The organism is Nocardia sp. NBC_00565 (genome assembly GCF_036345915.1).
In the GTDB taxonomy this organism is placed as follows: Bacteria; Actinomycetota; Actinomycetes; order Mycobacteriales; family Mycobacteriaceae; genus Nocardia.
The window spans coordinates 6,329,520-6,354,595 of sequence record NZ_CP107785.1 but is presented as its reverse complement, the minus strand read 5'-3'; the positions used below and the strand labels follow the sequence as shown (position 1 = coordinate 6,354,595).

19 protein-coding genes and 1 tRNA gene are annotated in these 25,076 nt (G+C 66.8%); 12 read left to right on the top strand and 8 right to left on the bottom strand.

Going from position 1 to position 25,076, the window contains the following annotated elements:
- Positions 1 to 81: 81 nt before the first annotated feature.
- A tRNA-Gln gene (locus OG874_RS29335) sits at positions 82 to 152 on the bottom strand.
- Between the two features lie 342 nt (positions 153 to 494).
- Between OG874_RS29335 and OG874_RS29330 the strand changes: the two genes are divergently transcribed.
- The 6 genes from OG874_RS29330 (at position 495) to OG874_RS29305 (ending at position 9,320) form a co-directional block, all read left to right on the top strand.
- The gene (locus tag OG874_RS29330) at positions 495 to 1,109 is read left to right on the top strand and encodes a TetR/AcrR family transcriptional regulator (protein WP_330257466.1); all 615 of its coding nucleotides are present in this window, start codon (positions 495 to 497) and stop codon (positions 1,107 to 1,109) included.
- Between the two features lie 181 nt (positions 1,110 to 1,290).
- Positions 1,291 to 1,938 carry a TetR/AcrR family transcriptional regulator gene (locus OG874_RS29325; protein WP_330250333.1) on the top strand — a complete coding sequence of 216 codons (648 nt, stop codon included), beginning with the start codon at positions 1,291 to 1,293 and terminating at the stop codon, positions 1,936 to 1,938.
- Positions 1,939 to 2,155: 217 nt separating this feature from the next.
- Positions 2,156 to 5,770, top strand: coding sequence for a transcription-repair coupling factor (gene mfd / locus OG874_RS29320; RefSeq protein WP_330250332.1), 3,615 nt, complete (start codon positions 2,156 to 2,158; stop codon positions 5,768 to 5,770).
- Positions 5,767 to 6,564, top strand: a complete 798-nt coding sequence (locus OG874_RS29315) for a MazG family protein (RefSeq protein ID WP_442943134.1) — start codon at positions 5,767 to 5,769, stop codon at positions 6,562 to 6,564. The genes mfd and OG874_RS29315 overlap by 4 nt, the downstream gene beginning before the upstream one ends.
- A gap of 311 nt (positions 6,565 to 6,875) precedes the next feature.
- Positions 6,876 to 7,967: a glycerol dehydrogenase gene (locus OG874_RS29310; RefSeq protein WP_330250331.1), complete on the top strand. Its 1,092-nt coding sequence runs from the start codon at positions 6,876 to 6,878 to the stop codon at positions 7,965 to 7,967.
- Between the two features lie 399 nt (positions 7,968 to 8,366).
- Positions 8,367 to 9,320: a phosphodiesterase gene (locus tag OG874_RS29305; RefSeq protein ID WP_330250330.1), complete on the top strand. Its 954-nt coding sequence runs from the start codon at positions 8,367 to 8,369 to the stop codon at positions 9,318 to 9,320.
- On the opposite strand, the gene OG874_RS29300 is transcribed toward OG874_RS29305, so the two are convergent.
- Positions 9,268 to 10,713, bottom strand: coding sequence for a stealth family protein (locus OG874_RS29300; RefSeq protein ID WP_442943438.1), 1,446 nt, complete (start codon positions 10,711 to 10,713; stop codon positions 9,268 to 9,270). The two genes, OG874_RS29305 and OG874_RS29300, sit on opposite strands and share 53 nt — an antisense overlap.
- A 658-nt stretch (positions 10,714 to 11,371) precedes the next feature.
- Here OG874_RS29300 and OG874_RS29295 point away from each other — a divergent pair.
- Entirely contained in the window at positions 11,372 to 11,848 is a 477-nt protein-coding gene (locus OG874_RS29295; protein WP_330250329.1) for a hypothetical protein, read from the top strand.
- A 108-nt stretch (positions 11,849 to 11,956) separates the two neighbouring features.
- Positions 11,957 to 12,532, top strand: a complete 576-nt coding sequence (locus OG874_RS29290; protein WP_330250328.1) for a TerD family protein — start codon at positions 11,957 to 11,959, stop codon at positions 12,530 to 12,532.
- On the opposite strand, the gene OG874_RS29285 is transcribed toward OG874_RS29290, so the two are convergent.
- The 6 genes from OG874_RS29285 to OG874_RS29260 all read right to left on the bottom strand — a co-directional run bounded on the left by OG874_RS29285 (position 12,514) and on the right by OG874_RS29260 (position 19,688).
- Complete coding sequence (locus tag OG874_RS29285) at positions 12,514 to 13,428, bottom strand: putative PEP-binding protein (RefSeq protein WP_330250327.1); 915 nt, start codon at positions 13,426 to 13,428, stop codon at positions 12,514 to 12,516. The two genes, OG874_RS29290 and OG874_RS29285, sit on opposite strands and share 19 nt — an antisense overlap.
- Positions 13,429 to 13,500: 72 nt before the next feature.
- On the bottom strand, positions 13,501 to 14,904 hold the full coding sequence (locus tag OG874_RS29280; protein ID WP_330250326.1) for an MATE family efflux transporter: 1,404 nt from the start codon (positions 14,902 to 14,904) through the stop codon (positions 13,501 to 13,503).
- 13 nt (positions 14,905 to 14,917) lie between these two features.
- Positions 14,918 to 15,952 carry a PLP-dependent cysteine synthase family protein gene (locus OG874_RS29275; protein ID WP_330250325.1) on the bottom strand — a complete coding sequence of 345 codons (1,035 nt, stop codon included), beginning with the start codon at positions 15,950 to 15,952 and terminating at the stop codon, positions 14,918 to 14,920.
- A 49-nt stretch (positions 15,953 to 16,001) separates the two neighbouring features.
- A complete protein-coding gene (locus tag OG874_RS29270) occupies positions 16,002 to 17,522 on the bottom strand; it encodes a Y4yA family PLP-dependent enzyme (protein WP_330250324.1) in 1,521 nt (506 codons plus the stop codon).
- Positions 17,513 to 18,523, bottom strand: a complete 1,011-nt coding sequence (locus OG874_RS29265; protein WP_330250323.1) for an ornithine cyclodeaminase family protein — start codon at positions 18,521 to 18,523, stop codon at positions 17,513 to 17,515. The genes OG874_RS29270 and OG874_RS29265 overlap by 10 nt, the downstream gene beginning before the upstream one ends.
- Positions 18,495 to 19,688, bottom strand: a complete 1,194-nt coding sequence (locus OG874_RS29260; RefSeq protein WP_330250322.1) for a TauD/TfdA family dioxygenase — start codon at positions 19,686 to 19,688, stop codon at positions 18,495 to 18,497. The genes OG874_RS29265 and OG874_RS29260 overlap by 29 nt, the downstream gene beginning before the upstream one ends.
- 315 nt (positions 19,689 to 20,003) lie before the next feature.
- Here OG874_RS29260 and OG874_RS29255 point away from each other — a divergent pair, with 315 nt between their 5' ends.
- From OG874_RS29255 to OG874_RS29240, 4 genes are read left to right on the top strand one after another with little or no spacing between them, the layout of a single operon-like run.
- Positions 20,004 to 21,521, top strand: a complete 1,518-nt coding sequence (locus tag OG874_RS29255; protein WP_330250321.1) for an ABC transporter substrate-binding protein — start codon at positions 20,004 to 20,006, stop codon at positions 21,519 to 21,521.
- On the top strand, positions 21,521 to 22,447 hold the full coding sequence (locus OG874_RS29250; protein WP_330250320.1) for an ABC transporter permease: 927 nt from the start codon (positions 21,521 to 21,523) through the stop codon (positions 22,445 to 22,447). The genes OG874_RS29255 and OG874_RS29250 overlap by 1 nt, the downstream gene beginning before the upstream one ends.
- Positions 22,444 to 23,400, top strand: a complete 957-nt coding sequence (locus OG874_RS29245) for an ABC transporter permease (protein ID WP_330250319.1) — start codon at positions 22,444 to 22,446, stop codon at positions 23,398 to 23,400. Before OG874_RS29250 ends, OG874_RS29245 begins: the two co-directional genes overlap by 4 nt.
- Complete coding sequence (locus tag OG874_RS29240; protein ID WP_330250318.1) at positions 23,393 to 24,991, top strand: ABC transporter ATP-binding protein; 1,599 nt, start codon at positions 23,393 to 23,395, stop codon at positions 24,989 to 24,991. The genes OG874_RS29245 and OG874_RS29240 overlap by 8 nt, the downstream gene beginning before the upstream one ends.
- The last annotated feature ends 85 nt before the right edge of the window (positions 24,992 to 25,076 follow it).

Genomic DNA, 25,076 nt, shown 5'->3' with positions numbered 1-25,076 from the left:
CGGCTGCCTGTCATCGTGCTGGGCTGTCGTCGTGATGGTCAGCGATGTGCGGGGCCAACGATAGGCCATCGTGCCGGTGTGCTCCGCCGCCAGGACTCGAACCTGAACTATCTGAACCAAAATCAGAGGTGCTGCCATTACACTACGGCGGATTGTCACACCGGCGGATCGGGAAACCCGCCGCTGTGCCCACGGCACGGCACGAATCTTCGCACACTGCCCCGCCTCCCCGCGAATCTTTGCCGAGCCTCGCAGCCGTGTGGCCGCGGTTGCGGTCCGACGGTCGTCGGATGGGCCGATTCTCGGATGTCCCCGGCGCGTGACCCACGTTCGCGCGAGATCAGTTGCCGCGTCGGGAAGCTCATCGAGAGCCGCTGGCCGGGGCGGCTGGGAACCTCGCGAAGCTGTCTGGAACAGTTATGCGAACGGATTGTCATTGCGAGGAGGCGGGGCTGGTGTCTTCGGGTGAGCCGCAGCGGGTGTCCCGGCCGCGAATGACAGGGACCCAGCGGCGGCAGCAGTTGATCGAGATCGGTCGCGCGTTGTTCGCCGAGCGGGGATACGACGCGACATCGATCGAGGAGATCGCACAGCGGGCCCAGGTCTCCAAACCCGTGGTGTACGAACACTTCGGCGGTAAAGAGGGGCTCTACGCGGTGGTCGTGGACCGCGAGATGTCGATGCTGCTGGACATGATCACCTCCTCGCTGACTCAGAATCGGTCCAGGATCCGGCTCGAACAGGTCGCGCTCGCGCTGCTGACCTATATCGAGGAACGGACCGACGGATTCCGAATCCTGGTGCGCGACCAGCCCGCCGCGACTGCGGAGGGCCGTTACTCGAGCCTGCTCAACGAGGCCACCAACCAGGTCGCGCACATCCTCGCCGGGGATTTCGAACGCCGCGGCTTCGATACCAGCCTGACCGGTCTGTACGCGCAGGCGTTGGTCGGCATGGTGTCGACCGCAGCAACCTGGTGGCTCGACGAGCGCAAACCGTCCAAAGAGGTGGTGGCGGCGCACCTGGTGAACCTGTGCTGGAACGGGCTCAGTCATCTGGAGGCCGAGCCGCGGCTCAGCTCGGAATGGCGCGCCGGTACAGGGGACTGAACACATTGGTAGCCAGTGAATTGCGCAGTGTGCCCGTCCGAATGCTCGAATTCCCTGGCGGGCGCCCACCTGGTGGTACGGTTCACCCATCCTCAGGGTGCTGTTCGAGCGGTAAGTCGGTCTACTTCGGGATGTCGGTCTACTTCAGGATGGCTGGTTTTAAGGATGACAGGCGGATCTGATGGCTAGGCAAGCGCGCGCGGAGATCACCCGCGATTCCGTTCTGGCGGGCGCTGCCGATGTCTTTCTGCGCTTGGGATATGCGAACGCGAGCCTGAGCGAGATCATCGCGCAGTCGAACGTGACCAAGGGCGCCTTGTACTTTCACTTCGGTTCGAAGGAAGAGCTAGCGCGCGCCGTGGTCGACCAGGGCAACGAGCGCCTGACCAGTTCGTGTCAGGGCTTCTTCGATCCCAGAGTACCCGCGCTCGAGGCGTGTATCGGGATCACCTATGTCGTCGCGGACCTATCCATGAACGATCCGATGGTCGGCGCGATGCTCAAGCTGACCCATCAGATCGGCGACTACCGCGGCGCCCAAGGCGATAATATCGCCAAGACCTGGGGCGATACCTACCGTCTGCTATCCGAGCGTGCCATCGCCCAAGGCGATCTCGAGGCCGACCTGCACGCCGAGGTGATCGGTCTGCTGCTGCAGGAGATGACCGCCGGCGTGCACATCACGGCGGTCGGCACCGATTCGATCGATCAGATGGCGACGCGCATGGAGCGGGCGTGGTACTTCCTGCTGCCCTCGCTCGTGCCGCAGGAGAAGCTGTCCTACTTCCGCGAATTCGCGGCCCGGCGGTTGCGGCGATACGTGCCGTAAAAGGTGTCGGAGTGCGTTGGTAGGTTATCTGCTGGCCGACTGATTTCGTGAGCACATGGGTAACTCGTCGAGTACGCCCAGAGCTCGCCCCACTCCTCGACCGCCGGTCCGCGAGGTGACCATGGTGGCACTCAGCGACCGGCAGAAGATCCGGGGAGGCGGGGGAGCTTAGACTCGGTTGGCCGCCCCAAGCCCCGCCTGAGTTCCAGGAGTGTTGATGCCCACCCACCGTCCACCTCTCGCCGGACTGGCCGCGGTGGCCGGGGCCGATTCCGCCTTGCGGACCGTCGCTGAGCTGGTCGGGAAGTCGCCGGTCGAGCTGGTCGGGCCGTCCGCGGTGCGGCCGTTCGTGGCCGCGACGATCGCGGCGCAGCGGCCGTTGGTCGTGGTGACCGCGACCGGGCGTGAGGCCGACGATCTGACGGTCGAACTCGAGGAGATGCTCGGTGGTTCGGTCGCGCAGTTCCCGTCCTGGGAGACGTTGCCGCATGAGCGGCTGTCGCCGGGTGCGGATACGGTGGGACGCAGGCTCGAGGTGTTGCGCCGGTTGGCCCATCCCGAGGACGAGCTGTTCCCGGAACAGTTGCGGGTGGTGGTGACCACCGTCCGTTCGCTCATGCAGCCGATGGCCGCCGGCCTCGGTCATATCGATCCGATCGTGCTGCGCGTCGGCGCGGAATTCGATTTCGATGAATTGCTCTTGCGTCTGGTCGAATTCGCCTATACCCGCGTCGATATGGTCGGCAAACGCGGTGAGTTCGCGGTGCGCGGCGGGATCCTCGACGTTTTCCCGCCGACGGCGGATCATCCGGTGCGCGTGGAGTTCTGGGGCGACGAGGTGACCGAGCTGCGGCCCTTCGCGGTCGCCGACCAGCGGTCGCTGACCGATGTGGCGGTGGGTGTCGTGGTCGCGCCGCCGTGCCGGGAACTTTTGCTCACCCGGGCCGTACGCGAACGCGCCGCCGAGGTCGCGGTGGCGAACGCCGCCGACGCCGCGCTGGTCGAAATGCTGGAGAAATTGGCCGAGGGCATTCCGGTCGATGGTATGGAGGCGCTGCTGCCGGTGCTGCAGCCCGGCGAATTGCGGTTGCTCACCGAGGTTTTGCCGGAGGGCACCCAGCTGCTGCTGTGCGATCCGGAGAAGATCCGCACGCGCGCGGCCGATTTGGTGCGCACCGGCGAGGAGTTCCTGGAGGCGTCCTGGACCGCGGCCTCGTTCGGTGGCGCGGCCCCATTGGGTGGGCACGGGTTGGATCTGGCCGCCTCCGGGTACCGCGCGCTGCCCGAAATCCATGACAGCGCAAATCAACACGGCCTGCCCTGGTGGAGTCTGAGCCCGCTGACCTCCGGCGATCCCGCCGAGGTGGTGCTGCCGGTGCTGGCCGGTCCCGCGGCGCGCGGCTCCGACGAACTGGTGGCGACGATCTTCGCGTCGCTGCGCGCGCATGTGCTGACCGGTGGCCGCGCTGTCGTGGTCGTCGCGGGCCACGGTACGGCGCAACGCATTCTGGAACGACTCGCCGATGCCGATGTGCCCGCCGCGGCACTGGCCGCCGGGGCCGAGCCGACGCCCGGCGTGGTCGCTGTGCTGTGCGGTTCGCTGCACGACGGCCTGGTGTTCGACGACGCCGGTCTGGTCATGGTCGCCGAATCCGATCTCACCGGTAACCGGGTCACCGCACCGGCGGACGGCAAGCGACTACCGGCCAAGCGTCGCAACCAGGTCGACCCGCTGGCGCTCAACGCCGGCGATATGGTGGTGCACGACCAACACGGCATCGGCCGTTTCGTGGAGATGATCGAGCGCACCATCGGCGGGGCCCGGCGCGAATATCTCGTCATCGAATACGCGCCCGGCAAACGCGGCCAGCCCGGTGACCGGCTGTTCGTGCCGATGGAATCCCTCGATCAGCTCTCGCGCTACGTCGGCGGCGAGCTGCCGAGCCTGTCCAAACTCGGCGGGTCCGACTGGGCGAATACGAAACGCAAGGCGCGCAAGGCGGTTCGCGAGATCGCCGGTGAGCTGGTGCAGTTGTACGCGGCGCGACAGGCCGCGCCGGGGTACGCGTTCGGCGCGGATACGCCGTGGCAGCAGGAGATGGAGGACGCGTTCGCGTTCACCGAGACCGTCGACCAGATGACCGCCATCGCCGAGGTGAAGTCGGATATGGAGAAGGCGGTCCCGATGGACCGCGTGGTCTGCGGTGACGTCGGCTACGGCAAGACCGAGATCGCCGTGCGCGCCGCGTTCAAGGCGGTGCAGGACGGTAAGCAGGTCGTCGTGCTGGTGCCGACAACCCTGCTGGCGCAACAGCATCTGCAGACCTTCGCTGAACGTGTCGCGGGTTTCCCGGTGACTGTGAAGGGGTTGTCGCGCTTCACCGACCTGGCCGAATCCCGCGCGGTGCTGGCGGGGATGGCCGACGGCTCGGTCGATATCGTGGTCGGCACGCATCGCCTGCTGCAGACGGGCGTGCGGTGGAAGGATCTCGGGCTCGTCGTCGTCGATGAGGAGCAGCGTTTCGGTGTCGAGCACAAGGAACACATCAAGGCGCTGCGCACGCACGTCGACGTGCTGACCATGTCCGCCACCCCGATTCCGCGCACGCTGGAGATGAGCCTGGCCGGTATCCGCGAGATGTCGACCATCCTCACGCCGCCGGAGGAGCGGCATCCGGTGCTCACCTATGTCGGCGGCTATAACGACAAGCAGGTCACCGCGGCGATCCGGCGCGAACTGCTGCGCGACGGCCAGGTCTTCTACGTGCACAACCGGGTGTCCTCGATCGACAAGGCCGCCAAGCGGATTCGGGATCTGGTCCCGGAGGCGCGGGTCGTGGTCGCGCATGGCCAGATGCACGAGGACATGCTGGAGCAGACCGTGCAGGGGTTCTGGGAGCGCGAATTCGATGTGCTGGTGTGCACCACCATCATCGAAACCGGGCTCGATATCTCGAATGCGAATACGTTAGTCGTGGAACGCGCGGACGCCCTCGGTCTTTCGCAGCTACATCAGCTGCGTGGCCGGGTCGGCCGCAGTCGTGAGCGCGGCTACGCCTACTTCCTCTACCCGCCGGAGAAGCCGCTCACCGAGACGGCCTATGACCGGCTCGCCACCATTTCGCAGAACTCGGATCTCGGCGCGGGTATGGCCGTGGCGATGAAGGACCTCGAGATCCGCGGTGCGGGAAATGTGCTCGGTGCCGAGCAGTCCGGGCACGTGGCCGGTGTCGGCTTCGACCTGTACGTGCGCCTGGTCGGTGAGGCGGTGGAGGCCTATCGCGCCGCTGCCGACGGTAAGCCGATCACTATCGAGGAGGTCAAGGAGGTCCGCATCGACCTCCCGGTGGACGCGCACATTCCGCCCGACTACATCACCAGCGACCGGCTCCGGCTGGAGGCCTACCGCAAACTCGCTGCCGCGCAGGATGATCCGGCGCTGGAGTCGGTGGTCGAGGAACTCCTCGACCGCTATGGCCCGCTGCCCGTCGAGGTCGGCAGGCTGGTCTCGGTCGCGAAGCTGCGGCTGCTGGCCCGCCAGTACAACCTCACCGAAATCGCGGTCACCGGAACCACTTTGAAGGTTTCTCCACTGAGTCTGCCCGATTCCAAGCAGACGCGGCTCAAGCGTCTCTACCCCAGTGCGGGCTATCGCGCCGCCAGCGGCGTGGTGCAGTTGCCGCTGCCGAGGGTGCAGGACAGTGTCGGTGCGGACCGTGTCCGCGATGTGGTCCTGCTGCAATTCGTCGCCGACTTGTTGCTCCAGTTGGACGGGAAGCCACCGGGTTTCGTCGAGCTGCGGGTCGCCACCGAGGCCTCGGCGGCCCGATGAGTGGCGACCGCGACGAGTCGGTATTGCGGGCTGCTCGGGCTGCTAGTGCGGTGCCGAATGGAGCGCGGCAGGGTGCGCGATACCAGACCGACGCCGCGCGGCCGAAAACCGATACTGCGCTAGTTGCGGCAGGTTTGGCCGACGCCGTAGAGGTCATGGACCGCCTCTGGAACTTCGGTGGCTGGGAAGTAACTCAAACCCACGACTCTTTGCGCCCCTACCTGCTCGAGGAAACCTACGAACTTCTCGACGCCATTCAGCACAATGACGCCGAAACCATCAAAGAGGAATTGGGCGACCTGCTCCTGCAGGTTCTCTTCCATTCCCGAATCGCCCAGGCGGCAGGCGAATTCACCGTTGATGACGTCGCGGCGGCCTTGGTCGCCAAACTCGTCAATCGCAGCCCGCACCTGGTCGATTCGCGGATCGCCCCCGCCGCAACGGTCGCGGAGAAGGTCGCCGCGCAGGAAGCCGCCTGGGAGGAACGCAAGTCGGCCGAGAAATCCCGCCGTTCTTGTCTGGACGGTATTGCGCTGGCCCAGCCCGCCTTGGCACTCGCCGAAAAGATCCGCGACCGCAGCGCCAAGGCCGGTCTCCCCGACGATCTGATTCCCGACGTGCTGCGCGTGGTGCACCTCGGGGGTGCCGACAGTGCTGAGGAACGCGTGCGTAAGGCCGCGCTCGCCTTCGCCGCCGCTATTCGTGCCGCCGAAGACGCCGCCGAAGTCACCCGCGGCGACCGCGCGCCGCTGTCCAGTGCCGACTGGCACAAGCACTGGCCCGTCGGCGACTGACCGCGCGTTCGAAAGAGCAGCCGAGCCGCACGCTCATTCGACAACCAGCGCATGCGGTTGTCGATGCGGTACCGACCGAATTCCGTATCGATCGCGACGATGAAAACTCCCTTCGCTGATGCGTCATCGCGGAACCGAGGGCTATCGGTGGCAGAAGTACAGAGTGTCGCCGTAATGGACGAGCATCGCGGCACCAGGGGCCGGCGGCGGCGGCGAGCGCGTAGCGTTGCCGGTACCGAGAGCGGCTGTCGGGCAACGGTGGTGTGCGCGTTCGGCGCAACCGGCGGGTGCCCGCGATCAGGAGGTGCCAGATGCTCAGTGTGTTCTCCTCGCCCGGACACTATGTGCAGGGGCGGGATGCGACGGCCGCGCTCGGGGCGGAGATGACCAGGTTGGGCATCGGCGGGCCGGTGACGATTGTCGCGGGCGCCAGTGCGTATCGGCTGCTCGCCGATATCTGGGAGCAGTCGCTGACCGAGGCGAAGATCGAATACACCGTGCACCGTTCGGGCGGCGAATGCAGTCGGGCCGAGATCGCGGAGGTGACCGCGGCGGTGCGGGACAGCGGCAGCACCGTCGTACTCGGCGCGGGTGGCGGCAAGGTGCTCGATACCGCACGGGCGGTCGCCGACGACCTGGACCTGCCGATGATCAGTTGTCCCACGGCGGCGTCGAGTGATGCGCCGTGCAGTGCGCTGTCGGTGATCTACACCGATACCGGCGAATTCGAGGCCTATCAACTGGTCCGCCGCAACCCGGCGCTGGTCCTGGTCGATACCTCCGCCATCGCGCAGGCCCCGGCACGGCTGCTCACCGCGGGAATGGGCGATGCGCTCGCCACCTGGTTCGAGGCACGCACCTGCAGCGCGGCCCGGGTGCGCAATATGCGCGGCGGCGCGTCCACCCGCAGCGCGACCGCCCTCGCCGAACTCTGCTACCGCACCTTGCTCGCCGACGGGTCCCACGCGCTGGCCGCAGTCCGAAACCACACGGTCACACCGGCTTTGGAACGGATCGTCGAGGCCAACACCCTGCTGTCCGGCCTGGGTTTCGAATCCTCCGGCCTGGCCGCCGCCCACGCCGTCCACAACGGCCTGACCGCCGCCCCGCAAACCCACCCGTTCCTACACGGTGAAAAGGTCGCCTTCGGCGTACTCACCCAACTGGTCCTCGAGGGCGCCCCCGCCACCGAAATCACCACCGTCCTCGACTTCTGCACCGAAGTAGGCCTCCCCACCACCCTCGCCGCCCTCGGCCTCCGCGACGCCGACCAGAAAACTTTGTCCGCCATCGCAACTCGCGCCACCGCCCCCGGCGAAACAATCCACAACGAACCCTTCACAGTCGACGCCGAAATGACCCTCGACGCCCTCCGCACCGCCGATGCCCTCGGCACGAGGTGAGTGCGAACCACCTGAATCCCGCCCTCGCGGAAGCACGTCGAACGCTTGGCATGCCGGTCGCACCGCTCGAAAATGCCCCACCGCCGCGGTGTCGAGGATGATCCTCGCCGCTGAGGCGCTTCCGCACGGACTGTGCGGACTTCTCGGCTGGATCCGGTTCGGCCCAGCGTGCCGATGCGTGATCGCCGACGGGGCCGGTCGCTAGTGGAATCAGCCGTCACGAGCTCGGTCTATCGAGCGGCAATGGTGTGCGGCGGGCGTCGATGACATCGAACTCTCACCTTCCCGCAAGCATGTCGTCACCCTCCGTGGGGCAGCCTGTCAATAGGTCTTCGCTATCCTGGCGATGGAACCCGAAGCCAATGGCGGGCAAATCCGCCGGGGAGGACGTTCGGTCCGGTGCCCATCAGCAGAGTCGCGGAGCACCCGCGACCGAATCACGTGCTGTTCCATTTCAGCGATACCCATTTGATCGGCGGCGACGGCGAGCTCTATGGGGATGTAGATGCCGATGAGCGGCTCCGGCAGCTGCTCGACCAGGCCGCGGCCAGCGGGATCCGGCCGACCGCGATCGTCTTCACCGGTGACCTCACCGATCAGGGCGAGCCCGACGCGTACGAGAAGTTACGCGCGATGGTGGAGCCGTTCGCGCGCCGATTGCGTGCGCCGATCGTGTGGGTCACCGGCAATCACGACGATCGCGGTGTGCTGCGACAGACCCTGCTCGGTGAGCGCGCGTCGACGAAGCCGCTGGATCGGGTGCACATGGTCGACGGTCTGCGCATCATCGCCCTGGACACCACGGTCCCCGGCCACCACTACGGCGAGATCCGCGACGAACAGCTGGCCTGGCTGCGGTCGGTACTGGCCGAACCGGCTCCGTTCGGGACCATCCTGGCCATGCACCACCCGCCGGTGCCGTGCGTGCTCGATCTCGCGGTCACCGTGGAATTGCGTGATCAGCGCAGGCTGGCCGATGTGCTGGACGGCAGCGACGTGCGCGCGATCCTGGCGGGGCACTTGCACTTTTCGACCAGCGCGACCTTCGCGGGCATCCCGGTCTCGGTCGCCTCGGCGACCTGCTACAGCCAGGATCTGGCCGTCGCCGAGGGCGGGCTGCGTGGCCGCGACGGCGCGCAGGGCTTCAACTATGTGCACATCTACCCGGACACCATCGTGCACTCGGTGGTCCCGATCGATCGCGGCCCGACCGTCGGCGCACCGTCCACCCCGGAGGAGGCCGCGCGCAAGCTGGCCGAGGCGGGCATAGTGATCCCGCCCGCCGCGCGCATCCCGCGGGTCATGCGGCGCCAGGCGCAGACTCCGCAATCGGATGACGAGGCCGTTCACTGACCCGCTCCCAGGGCGCGCGGTCCGGGAAGTACGTGGACAGGAACGCCGAGACCGCGCGCACGCGATCCACCTCGGCGATCTCCGGAAAACTGCCGTCGTTGAGGCAGAAGAAGTCGACGTCGCGATGCTGTGCGAGCCCGTCGAGCAGGGTGAGCCCGCGCTGGCTGGTGGTATCGACGTAGCGCATCCGCGCCGCGTCCTGCGGTACCGCGCGCCCGGTGAGCATGGCGTAGTAGTGGTACAGCGAATTGGTCACCGAAATGTCGGTGGCCGCACGGAATCTGCTGGACCTGGTCCGCGCGAAGTCACTGGCGAACTCCTGCTCCATCTCGAGTAATACGCTGCGCCGCAACGGAACCGGAGTGTGTTCCAGATGCCGGGTGATGAGGTGACCGAACCGCCCGGCCAGCAGTTCCCGGTTCACCCGGGCAGCATTCTCGAAACCGCTGCGTCGCTCGTTGTTTCGACCGGGCCCGATCCTGGTGTCCGCCTCGATGAACCGGCTCACCCCGGCCGCGGTGAAGAACATCGACGGGCGCACCGGCCGGGCGAAGAACATATCGTCGTTGGAGTAGAGGAAGTGCTCGCTGAGGCCATCGATGTGCTGCAGTTGGCATTCCACCGCATGGGAATTGAAGGTGGGCAGCCCACTGGTGTCGCTGAAGTGATCGACCGCGCGCACCACCGTCACCCGCGGATGCTCGTCCAGCCAGCGCGGCACCGCGGAGTCGGTGGCGATGAAGATCCGGCGGATCCACGGCGCGTTCTTGTATACCGAACGCAGCGCGTATTTCAGTTCATCGATCTGACGGATCCTGGCATCGGCGTCATCGCCCTCGCCGACGACGACCTGCGCCAGCATTCGCGCACGGCGCGCACGGAATTCGGGATCGGTCCCGTCGACCCAGGAGAACACCAGGTCGATATCGAAGCCGACGTCGGTCGGCTGTGGTGCGAACATATCGGTCAGCGTCGGCCAGTTGCGGTCGAACAGGCGGACTTCGGTACGCTCGACATCGGCGAGGTCGAAGACGTTGCGGGTGAAGGCATTCGGGCGCGGGCATGCGACGGTGTCGCCGTGGTACTCCCACAGTTCCAGATCGACGTAGTGCGCCGGATCGGCGTTGCGGCTGAATCGGAAGACGTTGTGCCCCACCTCGGCACAGGCGAAACCCGCGGCGATCGCGGTGGCCCGCACCCGGCGCACCATGGCCTGGTGCGCCGCATCCGCGGCGAGCGCCAGCCGATGGTCGCGGTCGCGAATGAGCAGGAACGGCACCTCCGCCGCCGCCAGTTCGCCCCGTAGATATCCCAGATCCGCCAGCATCGCAGGCGAGACGACGAGATTGCCCGTCGTCGGCCACGCGACCATATCGATCGCCCCGGAATTCATTGCCCCGAAATCCACCATGTGTCCGCTCCACGTCCGTAGCTGTGCCGAAATGTCCCGAGGTGCCGCGCAATAACCCGAGCAGTGCTCCGGGCGACGTCCTCGACGTCGTCCTCCGGATGCCGCGCCCGGCGCGGCTGAATTCAGAAGTTCGGGACGATGCCGTAGTGCAGCAACGATGTGATCAGCCGAGTCTCAGACGATCGGTAAACCATGTCGTTCTCACCTCACTCACGGCCGGACGCCATCGCGTCTTCTTGAAAGGAGTGCTGTTCACCTGGGCACGGCGCGGCGGCCGAGCGTGACGGGAGCAGCACGCCGGGCCGGACAATCATTGGCCGACGAATGGAGAAGTCCCTGATGAACAGGGTGCTGTTAGGAATGATGCATCGACTGTGCCGACCCGTCAATCCGGACACTCCAATAGTGTCCGGGACAGACTGTTCAGCGCGATTGTCCCATTGAAATAAGGGTAGCCTCACCGCATAATCTCCGACGAACGAGCAAAGATAGCCAGCGGCGCCGCGCTGGCGTCCTTAGAGGTCACTGAGAGCACTTCGGACAAAGCTGGCAGGGCCAGCGAACAAGGGACACAGCACCTTAGACTTGCAAGTAACGTGGCACAGCCCGCCGCGTTGCATCAATCCATGAGGTGACGAAGATGGCAGCCGCAGCGAGCCCCGCGCAACATCAGGACCACTCGACGACCGATCATCCCGAGCTGGACGTGCTACCGGAATGGCCCCAGGAAACGATCGCGGTGCTGGTCACCACCGATCCCGCGCCGCATGCGATTCCGGTCTCCTGGCCCGTGCGCGCCGGTGACCGGCGCATTCTGCTCAGTCTCAAATTCGACCGCGGTTCGCTGGCCCGGTTGCGGGAGCGGTCCGAGGTCGCCCTGCTGATTCTCGGCGGCGGCAATGTCGCACTGTGCGCGCGCGGACGGGCGAAGGTCGTTGCCGAGGAAATGCCCGGCGCGCCAGAGTATGTGGCGGTGCAGATCGATGTCGAGGTGATCGACGATCACCGCCAATCGGCATTCGCGGTGGCGCACGGCATCGAGCGCACGGTGCTCGACGCGAGCGAATTGCACGCACTCGAAGGGCGCGTCCAGACGCTGCGCGCTTGGGCCCGCTAGCGACTGCTCGCGAAGGCCCACAACCAGAACTGAACGGGCGTAACCAGTCCCGGACAGGGTAATAATCGTGGAGAAAGGCGGCGCGAACGCGTCGAACGGAAGGGGATCATGAGCGTCACATTGGCCAAAGGCGGAAATGTCTCGCTGTCGAAGCAGGCGGCCAACCTCACCAAGGTAGCGGTGGGGCTCGGCTGGGATGTGCGAACGACCACCGGGGCCGATTACGACCTCGACGCGAGTGCGCTCGCCACGGGCTCGAATCAGCGGGTGCTGTCCGATCAGCACTTCGTGTTCTACAACAATCTGCGCTCGCCCGAGGGCACGATCGAACACACCGGTGACAATCTCACCGGTGAGGGCGAAGGCGACGACGAGGTGATCAATGTCGATCTGGCGGCCACGCCGCCGACGATCACCAATATCTTCTTCCCGGTCTCGATCCACGATGCCGATGCGCGGGGACAGTCGTTCGGACAGATCCGCAACGCGTACATCCGAGTGGTGGACGCGACCACGGGCGCCGAACTGGCCCGGTATGACCTCACCGAGGACGCGTCCACCGAGACCGCCATGGTGTTCGGGGAGTTGTACCGGTACGGCAACGAGTGGAAGTTCCGCGCCATCGGTCAGGGCTATGCCTCCGGACTGGCGGGGATCGCCCGCGACTACGGCGTCAAAGTCTGATGGGCCTGCGGGTGGTCGGGATCGGAACCGGCCGCCCGCTCGGCCTCGAATATCGCGATCGCGGCGCGCGTCTTGCGCTTGATCGCTTGCAGCACATCCAGATCCGGCAGCTCCGCGAACTCGTCACCCAGTAGTTCGGGGAGGTCGGAGTAGTGCAGCACGCATTCGTCGACGCCGAGGTTCGCGCAGGCCGCGACCAGGTCCGGATGTAGATAACCCGCGACCGCGGTCTGCACGCCCGCGGCGGCGGCCACCATCGTGACGCGTTCGATCGCGCGCAGCAGCGGGGGAACGGGGCGCACCGGTCGCAGTGATGCGCGGGCCTGGCCGAGCAGCAGCGACGACAGGTCGTTGCAACCGATCACCACGCGCGATACCCCGGTGGCAACGACGCGGTCTACTTCGAGCAGCAGTGATGGGATTTCGACCATCGTGGCGACCGGGCAGTCACCGATGACGGCCCTGGTTTGCTGGATGGCCCACTGCAATTCGTCCACATAGGTGACGAAGGGAAACAGCACGCCGATATCGGCGCCCTCGTCGCGCACCTGCGCGATGCCCTCGAGTTCCGCGACGAATGCCTCGGGAAAGCGGCGCGCCCGGCGAATTCCGCGCAGACCGAGCAGGGTGTTCGGCTCGTGGATGATCTCTTCGACGCCGTCGAGGGTATTGCATTCGGCGGTATCGGCTTCCATGGTGCGATACCAGATGGTCCCGCTCGCACGCTTGGAGATATGCCGCAGATACGGCACCAGATAACCCGAAACCGATTCCGGTGTCGGGTATTTCCCGGCCGCGCGGAATACATATTCACCGCGCACCATCCCGACACCGTCGAAGTGGTCGAGCAGTTCAGCGGAGATCCGCTCACAACTCAATGCCAGGCTCTGCCGCATTCCCGGCAGGCTATCAGGTTGCCCGCCAACACTTTCCGCCGGATCCACCCACGCCTATTTGCCCGCCTCGGGTCAGCCGGGGCTGGGCAGGGATTCGGGGATGCGGTGCGGGTGAGCCCGCTGTTCGGCGTCGAGGAGGGTGAAGTAGCGGCGCAGCATGAGGACGGCGGTGGCGGCCAGGCCCGCGGTGAGGCCCCACCAGACGCCCGCGGCGCCGAGGCCGGCGGGGAAGGCCAGGAGTAGGGCGGTGGGGAGGCCGACGAGCCAGTAGCCGACCAGGGACAGGCGGAAGCCCGCCTTGGTTTCCTCGAGGCCGCGCAGCAGTCCGGTGCCGATGTTCTGTGCGGCGTCGAAGAATTGGAGCACGATGCCGATGAGAAGCAGGGAGCGTGCCAGTTCGATCGTCGCGGTGTCGCTGGGTTCCAGGAAGGGGGTCAGCACGAGCTTCGGCGCGGCGATGTAGACCACGCCGGTGACCGCGGCGACGATGCCGGCGTGCTGCAGCGCCAGCCACGCCAGTGCTCGGGCGTGCCCGTATTCGTCGCGGGCGACGGCATGGCTGACCAGAATGGACGCGCCGTGCGACAGGCCGATCGCGACCTGGAAGACGATGTAGATGATCTGGTAGACCACATTGTGCGCGGCCAGCGCGGCCGGTCCGATGCTGCCCATCACCAGGGCGAGCACCGAGAACATGCCCGCCTCCGAACCGTAGGTGAGCGCGATCGGCGCGCCGAGCTTCAACTCGGCCCGGATGGTCGGCGGGTGCACCGGCCACGGCCGCAGCGGCAGCGTCGCGCCGAGTTCGGCATCCGCGCGCACCATCGCCCAGAACACGCCGAAGGTGATCAGGAAGACCAGTGAGGTCGCGATGCCGATGCCGGTCAGCCCGAGGGCGGGCAGTCCGGCCCAGCCGTGGATGAAGGCAAGGGCCAGTACGAGATTCAGCGCCACCGAGCCCAGGGTTACCAGCAGCAGCGCCTGCGGACGCTGCATACCGACGGTGTACTGCCGCAGCACCTGGAACCACAGGCAGGGCAGCAGTCCGGGCGCGAGCGCGATCATCAGCGGCCGCGCGTCGGCCAGCACCGCCGTGTCCTGACCGAGCCACCGCAACGCCCAGCCGAGACCGACGAGCACTGCGCCGCCGACGATTCCGGCGACGGTGGCGATCAGGAAACTCGACCGCACGATAGCGCGGACCTCCCGATCCGGGGACTCGCCCCGCTTGCCCGCCGCACTCACCGAGGTAGCGATCTGGTTCCCGGTCCCGGTGATCAACCCGACGCACATGGTGCGAATCTGGTTGAACAGCACCATCGCCAGCCCGCCCGCGGCGACCTCACGCACACCGAGCGTGCCCATCAGCGCGATATTGGTGGTGGACACCGCGATCTGCGCCAGCTGGGTCAACGCGATGGGTGCGGCCAGCGCGGTGAGCTGGCGTCCATCGGCGCGGTACCGAGACAAGATCACCGCACACTCCTGTTCATCGCGCCTCCACAAGCTGATCATTCCGGGTAGCTGGAGCGTAGCGGTCGAGCATCGCGCGCACCTCACGTTCGGCGGCGGCGTCGAGCAGGTCGCGCTCGTTCATCCAGTTGTCGTCGAAGACGGAGTCGAGGTATTTCTCGCCGCCGTCGCATACGATGGTGACCACGGTCGAGCCGGGCGGGAATTCCTCGAGCCGGGTGAGTGCGGCGTGTACCGAGCCGCCCGCGGAGCCGCCGATCATCAGGCCGAGTTCGGCCGCGACCGCGCGGGCGGCGGCGAAGGCCGCGACATCGGAGACCTTGACGCCCTCGTCCAGCAGCGAATAGTCGACGGCGGTGCCGATGGTGGCGCCCGGCGGGGTGCCGGTGCCGGACTGCCAGTACGGTCCGCCGGGACCGCCGAAGGCGATCGAGCCGACCGGCTCCACACCGATCACCCGTGGCGTGCAGCCGAGTTGGCGCAGCCGGGTCGCGGTGCCGAACAGCGAACCGCCGGTACCCACCGCGGAGATCAGGATATCGACGCGGTCGACGTCTTCCAGCAATTCCTCGGCCACGGCGTAGTAGCCGACCGCGTTGGCGTCATTGTTGTGCTGTTCGGTGAAGTACGCGTCCGACCGCTCGGCCGCCATCGCCTCGGCGAGATCCTCCCGCGCCGAGGTGGCCAGGTTGTCGTCGCCGTCATCGGCGACGAATACCAACTCCGCACCCATTGCTCGCATCGCGCGCAGCTTGTCCTTACATGCGTGATGATCGACCACTGCGGTGAAGCGGTACCCACGTTCGGCAGCTACTACCGCGAGGCCGAGCCCGGTGTTACCGGATGTCGACTCGATAATATGCCCGCCATCGCTCAGCAAACCTCTGCGCTCGGCATCGTCGACCATCGCGCGCGCCATCCTGATCTTGGCCGCGCCCGTGGGATTGAACTGCTCGAGCTTGAGCAGCAGCCGGGTGCCGGTCGTGGTGGTCGCGAGTTCGAACAGCGGGGTGCGGCCGATCAGATCCGTCACGCGCGTGACGAGCGGCATGGAGGTCTCCTCGTTCGGGGCGGAAGGGGTAGGTCGAAAAGGGGCCGGACTATCCGGCGTCGAGCGTCCAGCGGAGCCGATCGCCGGTATCACGCAGCACCACCTTCGGTGGGATCGGCAGTTCGTGAAAGGCCGACTCGTTCGAATCCATCTGGTAGCCAGCGGTATTCGGGTAGATCAGCAGATCGCCGACCTCGGCCTGCCTGGGGAGCGGGATGCGCCGCCAGCTGAGCATGTCGGATTCGAGACAGCTGGCCGCGCCTACGCAGGTCGGGGTGAGCTCGCCGGGACGCGGCGGCCACAGTATCGGATCGGGTAGGTACTCGCTGTCGAACCACTGCTCGGACAAGCTGAGGCTGGTGCCGTCGACGGTGAGTAGCTGGTAGGGGTGGCCGTCGGCGTGGCGGGTCTTGCTGCCCTGCACCCGGAAGACCGTCGATCCGGCGCGGTCCAGCAGCGCCCGGCCGGGTTCGATGGCGAGCCGGATATCGTTGTCGCGCAGTCGTTCCGCCAGACCGTCGGGTGCCAAGATGGCGGCCAGCATGGCCGGGCCGGGTGCCGGGAAGTGGTACGGGTAATACGAGTCGAAGGACTTGCCCGCGTGGAACCACTGCCGGTTCGCGTGCTCGGTGAATTCGGACCAGGCGGTCGCCGGGACGTAATCGACGCCGAATCCGCCGCCGATGGAGATGGTGGTGGCGGGATGGCCGAGGGTGCGTGCATCCAGGCAACGGGTGATCAGTTCGTCGGCGTGTTCGGCACGGGCGACGGCGTCGTAGCCGGACAGGTGGAAGCTGAAGCCCTGCAGGCGTATTGATTCGTGGCCGACGGTGCCGGAAGCGCCGATCACCGATATCGCGCGGTCGAGTTCATCGCCGGTCATGCCGAATCGGCTGGCGGATCCGTTGGGCAGCACGCGCAGTAGGACGCGCGCCGCCGCGCCCGGAGTGGCGAATGCGGCCAACCGCGCGAGCTCGTCGAGGCTGTCGAGGGCGATCAACGCACCGTGTCGCACCGCCAGCCACAGCAGATCATCGGATTTGGCCGGGCCGGTCACCATCAGCTCGTCGCCGCGAACGCCATGCGACAGCGCCGCATTCAGTTCGCCGATGCTGGAAACATCAACGCCCGCACCATGTTCGGCGCAGGCGCGCGCCACGCAGGCCGCTTTGTTCGCCTTCTTCCCGTAGTAGATCGCGCCGTCCACCCCGTACTGCTCGAACGCCTGCCGGAATCCGTTGATATTCACCGCGACTCGCGGTGGATACATGACGTGGAACGGCCCGCCGATCGCAAAGGCGATATCGCCCAGCAGATTCGGGTCGGCGAGCAACCGCCGTTCCCAATCGTCGGTGCGCGCGGGTAGTGGCGCCGCGCAGATACTCAGTAGCGCGTGCACGGCCTCCAGCACCGCCGGATCCACTGTGCTTTCCCCACTCGTCGGCTGCTCGCCCAGTTTGACCTTGTCGCGGTGCGAGCCGTTGTCGAACAGCAGCGTGCCGTCGGGTTCAGTGATGCCGGGAGCGCGCATCTTCTTGTCGAACCCGACGCCGCTGATGTCTAGTCCCACAGGGGTACCTCCGTGCCGCGGCCCTCGGCGATGGCCCGCTCGGCCAGTGCGTGCGCGACGGCGATATCGGTGAGCACCAACCCGCTGTTGTAGACGAAGATCCGCTCGTCGTCGGAGCGGCGGGCGACCGCGCGGCGGTTGAGAATCTGCGGCAGTTCGGCGTCCACCGGCCGCAGCCTGCCGTCAGGACCGGCCATATCGATGCCGGTCAGTGCCATTTGCTCAGCGCTGGTCGCGATGACGCGATCCGCGTCGATCAGGGTGGACGGCGCCAATCCATAACCGACCAGGACCACCGTCGATCCCGGTGCGAGATCCTCGGATTCGATGGCGACTTCGGTGCCGGGGCCCGCGGTGGCCAGTACGACATCGGCGCTGCCCGCGGCCGCACGCGGATCCTCGACCGTTTCCAGCAGTGCGTGCGGGTTGTATGTTGCGAGGTAGTCGCGAACCGCCGCCAGTCCCTCGGGATGCGTGCCGTAGAGCATCAGCTTGCGCAGCTGCGGATTGGCGGCGAGCAAGTGCGGCAACGCGTTTCGGCCCTGCGTGCCGGTGCCGATCAGCAGTACGCTCTCCGCGCCACGGCGCGCGGTCTCGCGGACGAGCAGCGCCGAGACCGCCGGCGTGCGCAGCGCGCCGACCCTGGCGCAGTCCATCATCGCGATCGGCGCGCCGGTGCTGTCGTCGTAGAGCGTGATCGTCGTGTAATAGCGCTTGGTGCTGCGGTCGTGGCCGGGATCGAATTTGTAGGAGGTCTTCATCGCGACCACCCGGCGGCGGCCGTCGCGCCCGAGCATGGCGTAGGCCACCGACCAGCCGTCCGGATTCGCCACGCTGAGTTTGCGCGGGTTATCCGAATCGCCCGCGGCGAACGCGAGATACGCATCCTCCACCGCACGCACGACATCGGCGGGCGTGATGGGCACGTCCGCGAGGTCGCTGCGGCTCAGCACACGCAGTGGTGTGCTCCGGTCACGAGTGCTCAACGGTTCCTCGATCATCGTGTGTTGTATCCAGCCTCACAGCGGTCCGGGCGGTAACCCGGGCCGGTACACCGTCGATCGCGAGCGGTTTGCCTATCGCTCGGAACGGGGCGACGATCCGTTGCCCATAGCCATTTTCGTCGGCCTCTGCGGCCCGACGGCGTCGTTCGGGCAAACGGATATTGACGCGCTTGAGCCAGCGGTCGGTGCCGTCGTAGCGCGCGGCGAACGGTACCCGACCGTGCACGGCGACGTCATTGTCGACCAGGAGCAGTTCGCCAGGAGTGAGCGCGGCGGTGACGCAGACGCGTTCGAGCTCCGCGGTGAGGCGCGTGTACGCGAGCCGGAATGCCGGGTCGGCGTCGTCGAGCGGGGTGTAGGCGGGGTCGTAGCGCAGTGTGAGATCCGCTGTGTCGCTGTCGGATTCGGCGGTCCAGAGGGTCGGCAGCGGGGTGGCGCGGTAGCGCTCGTGGCCGGTGCCGTAGGAGACGTCGGGCAGGATCGGCAGCGTCGCCGTGCTCAGTAGTCGGCGCTCGTCGTCGGCGAGATCGGTCCGGCGCACCGAGGAGACGGTGGTGCCGACGCCATCGGGATTGCGCAGGCAAGCCAGCATCAGCAGGTTTGCCCGGTCCGGATGGAACGCGTCCTCGGTATGCGGGCTGAGCAGGGTTCTGCTGCTCGCGCCGGATTGTTCGTGTTCGTGGCCGTGGGAGGGCACGATGTTGTTGACCAGCCGTCCGCCCTGCTGGCCGGACCAGCCGAACGGTTCACCCGCACTCCGGGCGAGCAGCAGCATGGCGATATCGAGTTCGAACGATTTCGCGCGGCGCGCGGCCTCCCCGCTCCAGCGGGCCGCCTCGACCCAACTCGGCGGGGTCGGCCCGAATTCGGCATCGGTCAGCGGCAGTTTGCCGACGATGGTGGCGCCCGCCGCGGTGGCGGGTGGGCGCAGCGCGACGCGCACCTGCTCGGGCAACTCGCCGACACGGGCATCGATTTGCTCGAGCAATGCCGGATCGGTCAGCGTGCGCGCGATATCGGCTGCGCCATCGGGTTCGGAGTCGAGTGTGATACATATCTCCCGGGCGAGCGCGCGCACCGCATATCCGGCGGTGGTCGGTAGCTCGCGACGTTCGATTTCTACTGGGTGAAGCGTCTTACGTTCGGAGAGAACGCCTTTCACCAGGGATCCCTTCTTCGCATCGGGTCGAAAAGTGGGGGATGACGATTCGATCTGCGAAGCTAGTGCCTCTGGCCTCCTTAAGCAAGGCTTACCTAAGCGCGTTGCGAAAAATGACAAGTGCGCATGACTGAGGCCAGGGCTCAGTGGGTGTAGCTGTAGTTAATTCGTGGCTTAGATCTTGGGGTGGTGAGCGGGGGTGTAACGGCGGGAAAATTCAACGGCCGGACCGCCATTAGGCTAGCCTGTCCTAGCTCGGTTGGCTAGAGTTTCGCGATCGCGCGTGGGTAACTCGCAAGGTTCGAGGAAGGCAGCGCCATGGGATGGAATCGACGACAGCTCCTGCGATCGGGACTCGGCGTCGGCGCGGTGCTGTTGGTCGCCGCATGCTCGGACGGCGGGAATTCCGGCGGCCCCGCGCGCCGCGGCGGCACCCTGCGGGTCGGTGCGCTCGGCAGCGCGGCGCGGATCGAACGCGATCCGCACGCGAATCTCAGCAATGACAGCGACTTCCTCATCACCTCGCTGGTATACGACGCGCTCACGGTACCCGCCGCGGACCCGAATGTTGCTGCGCGCCTTTCCAACCGGTGGGAATCCGATGCGGAGCGCCGGCGCTGGACCTTCACCATCGCCGACGGCGCGACCTTCCATGACCGAACCCCGGTCACCTCCGATGACGTGGTGTGGTCGCTGCGCAGGCTGCGCACCGTCGGTGGCGCGTCGAAAATGCCTGCCGCCGTTGAGGACATCACCGCAGACGGTCCGAACCGGGTGGTGATCGCGCTGCCCGAACCGAATACCCAACTGCCGCTGCTGGTTCAGCTGATGACCTTCACCGTCAAGAAGGACACCACCGACTTCACCAAGGCCATCGGCACCGGGCCGTTCCGGCTCGAGTCCTACCAGGACGGCAATGCCCGACTGGTGCGCAACGAGCGGTGGCACGGTCCGGCGCCGCTGCTGGACGCCATCGAGATCACCATGTTCGACAGCGTCACCGCGCTGGGAAATGCGGTGCTCGGCGGGCAGATCGATCTGGCCTCCAATGTCGGTGCGATCGCTGGACGTACCGCCGAGGGGCGTGGTGATCTGCGCGTGGTCCGGCGGCCGAACGACACCATGGTCGGTGTCGCGATGCGGACCTCCGATGGACCGTTCGCGGATGCTCGGGTGCGTGCGGCGGTTCGGTTGGGTGTCGATCGGAAGGCACTGGTGAACCAGGTGCATTCGGGGTACGGCACGGTCGGCAACGATATTCTCGGCACCGGAGATCCGTTGTACGACAAGACCATCGCGCAGCGGACCCGCGATGTGGACCGGGCGAAGACGCTGCTGCGCGAGGCCGGTTTCGATACCGGTAAGAGCTACCAGCTGCTCACCAAGGCCGAGGCGCCGGGCGAGGTCGAATCGGCGAAGGTGATCGCCACCCAACTGGCCGATATCGGGCTGCGGCTCGACGTCGTGACACAGGAGTCGAATGCCTTCTACGACCAGACCTGGTTGAAAGCCCCGTTCTACACGGTCTCCTGGGGCACCAATGATTCCGCGCTGTTCTTCGCGACCAAGCTGATGTCCTCGGGCTCCAATCGCAACGAAACCGGCTTCAAGGACGCCGAATTCGATGCCGCCACCGCTAAAGCCCTTGCCGCGCCCGGTGACTCGGAATACGCGGCGGCCTGCCGCGACGTGCAGCGGATCGAATACGCCCGCGGCGGCTACCTGGTGTGGGGCATGGCCGACGGCATCGATATCGCGACCTCCCAGGTGCGCGACGTGCCGACGCTCGGCGGCTTCGCCAGGGTGCAGCTGGAACGAGCCTGGCTCGCGGACTGATGGCCTTCGCCCGACTCCTCATCCGGCGCGTCGCTCTGCTGATCGCGCTGCTCGCGACGGTGTTCGTGGCCGTCGACCTGTTGCCGGGCAATAGCGCTCGCGCGGTGCTCGGGCGCGAGGCGGGTCCGGATCAGATCGCGGCGAAGGAACACGAACTGGGACTGGACCGTCCGCTGCCGGTGCGCTTCTTCGAGTGGATCTCGGGGGTGGCGACCGGCGATTTCGGGCGCACGGCGCGTGGGCGATCGATCAATGAGCTACTGGCCGACAAGTTTCCGCCGACGCTGCTGCTCGGTGGGATCGCGTTTCTGGTGACGGTGGTGGCATCGCTGGTGCTGGGTGGTTGGTGGGCGGCTCGGCGCGGGTCGATGCTGTCGCGGTTGCTGCAGCCGACAACCACTACGGCCGTGGCGATTCCGGAGTTCGTTGTCGCCACCTTGTTGATCCTGGTGTTCTCGTTGGCGACCGGCTGGTTGCCCGCCGTAACCATTACCGGCCGTTCGGGTTTCCCGGCCAGTCCCGACATGTTGGTGCTGCCGGTGCTCGCGCTGGCGATACCGCAGATCGGCTGGAACACCAGGGTGGTGCGCGCGGCGCTACTCGACGCGGCTCGCGCGCCGCATGTGGAAAGCGCTGTGCTGGACGGCCTTTCGCCCACCAAGGTGCTGACGCGCCAGGTATTCCCGTTCGCGTTGCCGACCGTGGTGGCGAGCTTCGCGACCACGGTCGGCATGCTGCTCGGCGGCGCGCTGGTAGTCGAGACGATCTTCAACTACCCGGGACTCGGGGCGGTGCTGGCCGGTTCGGTGGCCGATCGCGACACCTCCTTGATCGCTGCGGTGGTCGCGTTGACGGGAGTGGTCATCATGGTGATGTTGGCGGTGGCCGACGGCATTCGGGCGTGGGCGTTGCGGGGGCGGGCATGAACAAGTTCCGACTGCTCACGGTATTGCCCGCGGTGCTGGTGGTCGTCGCGGCCGCGCTCGGACCGACATTGGCGACCCGGCCCGCCGAGGAAGCGGTCGGGATCCCGTTCGGGCCGTCCAGCGCGGATGCCTGGTTGGGGACCGATCGGCTCGGTCGAGATGTCGTAGCCCAACTGCTGTACGGCGGTTGGGGTCTGCTGCTGCTGGCGGCGGTGATCGCCGTCGCGGTGACGGGGTTGTCCTGCGTGCTCGGCGCGGTGGCGGCACTGCGACCGAGGGTCGGTGTGGTGATCGAAACCGCCACCGACTTCGTCATGCTGCTCCCGGCCGTGCTCGGCATCTTGCTGGTGCTGACCGCATGGCCGGATGCGGGCACCTACGGGCTGATCGCGGTCGCGCTGCTGTTCGGCACACCGTACTGCGCAAGAGTCTTCGCGGCCGCTGCCGCCGGGGTCGCGGCCAGCGGGTATGTCGAGAGTGCGCAGGCGAGTGGGGAAACGCTGTGGCACTTGGTGTTCGGTGAGGTGATCCCGAACCTCCGTCAGGTGCTCGCCGCGCAGTTGGGCTTGCGCTTCGTGGAGGGCATCTATGTGGTGAGCACCGCGTCGTTCCTTCAGTTGCCGACCACTCTCGGTGCGAGCAACTGGGCGGTCATGGTGCGTGAGAATTCCTCCGGAATGCTCCTCAACCCCTGGGCGGTGCTGGCTCCCAGCCTCGCCATCGCGGTGGTGGCGGTCAGCGTGAATCTCGCGGTGACATCGTTCGAGCACGGCCGTCGGTCCAAGCGCGTCGCAGCGATCGGGCGGGCCTCGCGTCGCGCGGGCGGGGGCAAGGAGCCTGCCGCGTGGCGCCCGCACCGGGTGTCCGGCCGAACCCGAACCGATCGACTTGTCGCGCACCGAGACACGGTGTCGCCGGGTGAGGAGATTTCGGTGCGGAGTCGAGATGAGTGACCCTGTCGTCGTCGATGCGCTGACCGTGCGCGGATCGAATGGTCAGGAGTTGTTCGGGCCCACCACGTTTCGCGTTGCGGCAGGTGCCGTTACGGCGCTGACCGGTCCGTCCGGGTCGGGCAAGACGACTTTGATGCGTGCGCTGCTGGGGCATCTGCCGACGGGGGCGGCCCGATCCGCGGGTTCGGCGCTGGTTTCCGGGCACGATGTGTTCGCGCTGAATTCCAAGGCGCTGCAACGGTTCCGGCGTGATCATATCGCCTACGTCGGCCAGGATCCGGGCTCGGCGCTCAATCCCATGATGCGGGTGCGCACGCTGCTCAACGAGGTCAGCCATCCGTCGGCCGCCGCGGTGCACGAAACCTTGGAACTGGTCGGGCTATCCGCAGAGCATCTGCGTCGCCGCCCCGGCGAACTCTCCGGCGGTCAGCAGCGTCGGGTGGCGCTCGCGCGCGCCCTGGTCCGCCATACCGGGATCCTCGTCCTCGATGAACCCCTCGCCGGTCTCCATGGATCCTTGCGCACCGAAATCGCCCGCCTGCTGGTCGATATCGCGGCTCAGCGGTCCGCCGCCATACTGCTGTCCGGTCACGACACCGCCACTATCCACACCATCGCGGATGATGTGGTGGAACTCGGTGCCGTGGCTACCGAAGGCATCGGAGTTGCGCTACACCTGCCTGTACCGAGCGCCGCGGTACCCATGGTGGACCGGTCGGCCGAGGCAGACGACGCGCTCACGCCGGTCCACGAGGCGTCCATTGCGTCGGGTTCGGTAAGTGTGCGGCCGATTCTCGAGGGAAATGGTTCGGTAGCAGTACAAGCCAGGACAGTCGAGTTGGCGACCGAGCCCATGAAACCCCTACTGCACGCTCGGGATATCAACGCCTCGATCGCCGGAACCGACGTGCTGGCCGACATCGATATCGCGCTTCCCAGCGGCGCGGCACTGGCGATTGTCGGAGCCTCGGGAGCGGGCAAAACCACCCTCGCGCGAGTGATCGCCGGTCTGCACCGCACGGCAACGGGCTCGCTCGAACTGGGCGGCACACCGGTCCCGGTCGGGCGCGGTCGGCGAACTCGGAACGGCCGCAATGGTATTCAGCTGGTCACCCAGAACCCGCTGTCCGCACTCAATCCGCGCCGCACCGTCGCCCAGACGCTGGGCCGCCCCCTGCGCCGGATCGGCGGCATACCGAAACGGCGACTGGCGCAGCACATCACCGATCTGCTCGATTCCGTCGACCTCGCCCCCGAATTGGCGACCCGCTACCCGCACGAACTCTCCGGCGGCCAACGTCAGCGCGTGGCACTGGCCAGAGCGCTCGCGGCCGAGCCCGCCGTCCTGGTCTGTGATGAGATCACCTCGGCCCTCGATCACACCACCGCCGTCTCGATCATGCGACTGCTCGACCGCATCCGCGCCGACCACGACACCGGCCTACTCGTCATCACCCACGACATGCCCCTCGTTGCCGGCCATTGCTCGCATCTCGTCGTCCTCGACCACGGCCGCATCGTCGAATCCGGTGACGTCACCACGGTTCTCGCGTCCCCAACCCATACCGCAACCCGCGAACTACTCGGCTGACGCTCCCGCACACCGGTTTATCGCCGCACACAGGGTTATGCCCTGTGCGCGACGAATACTGGATCTGTGCGCGCTGAACCCTCGG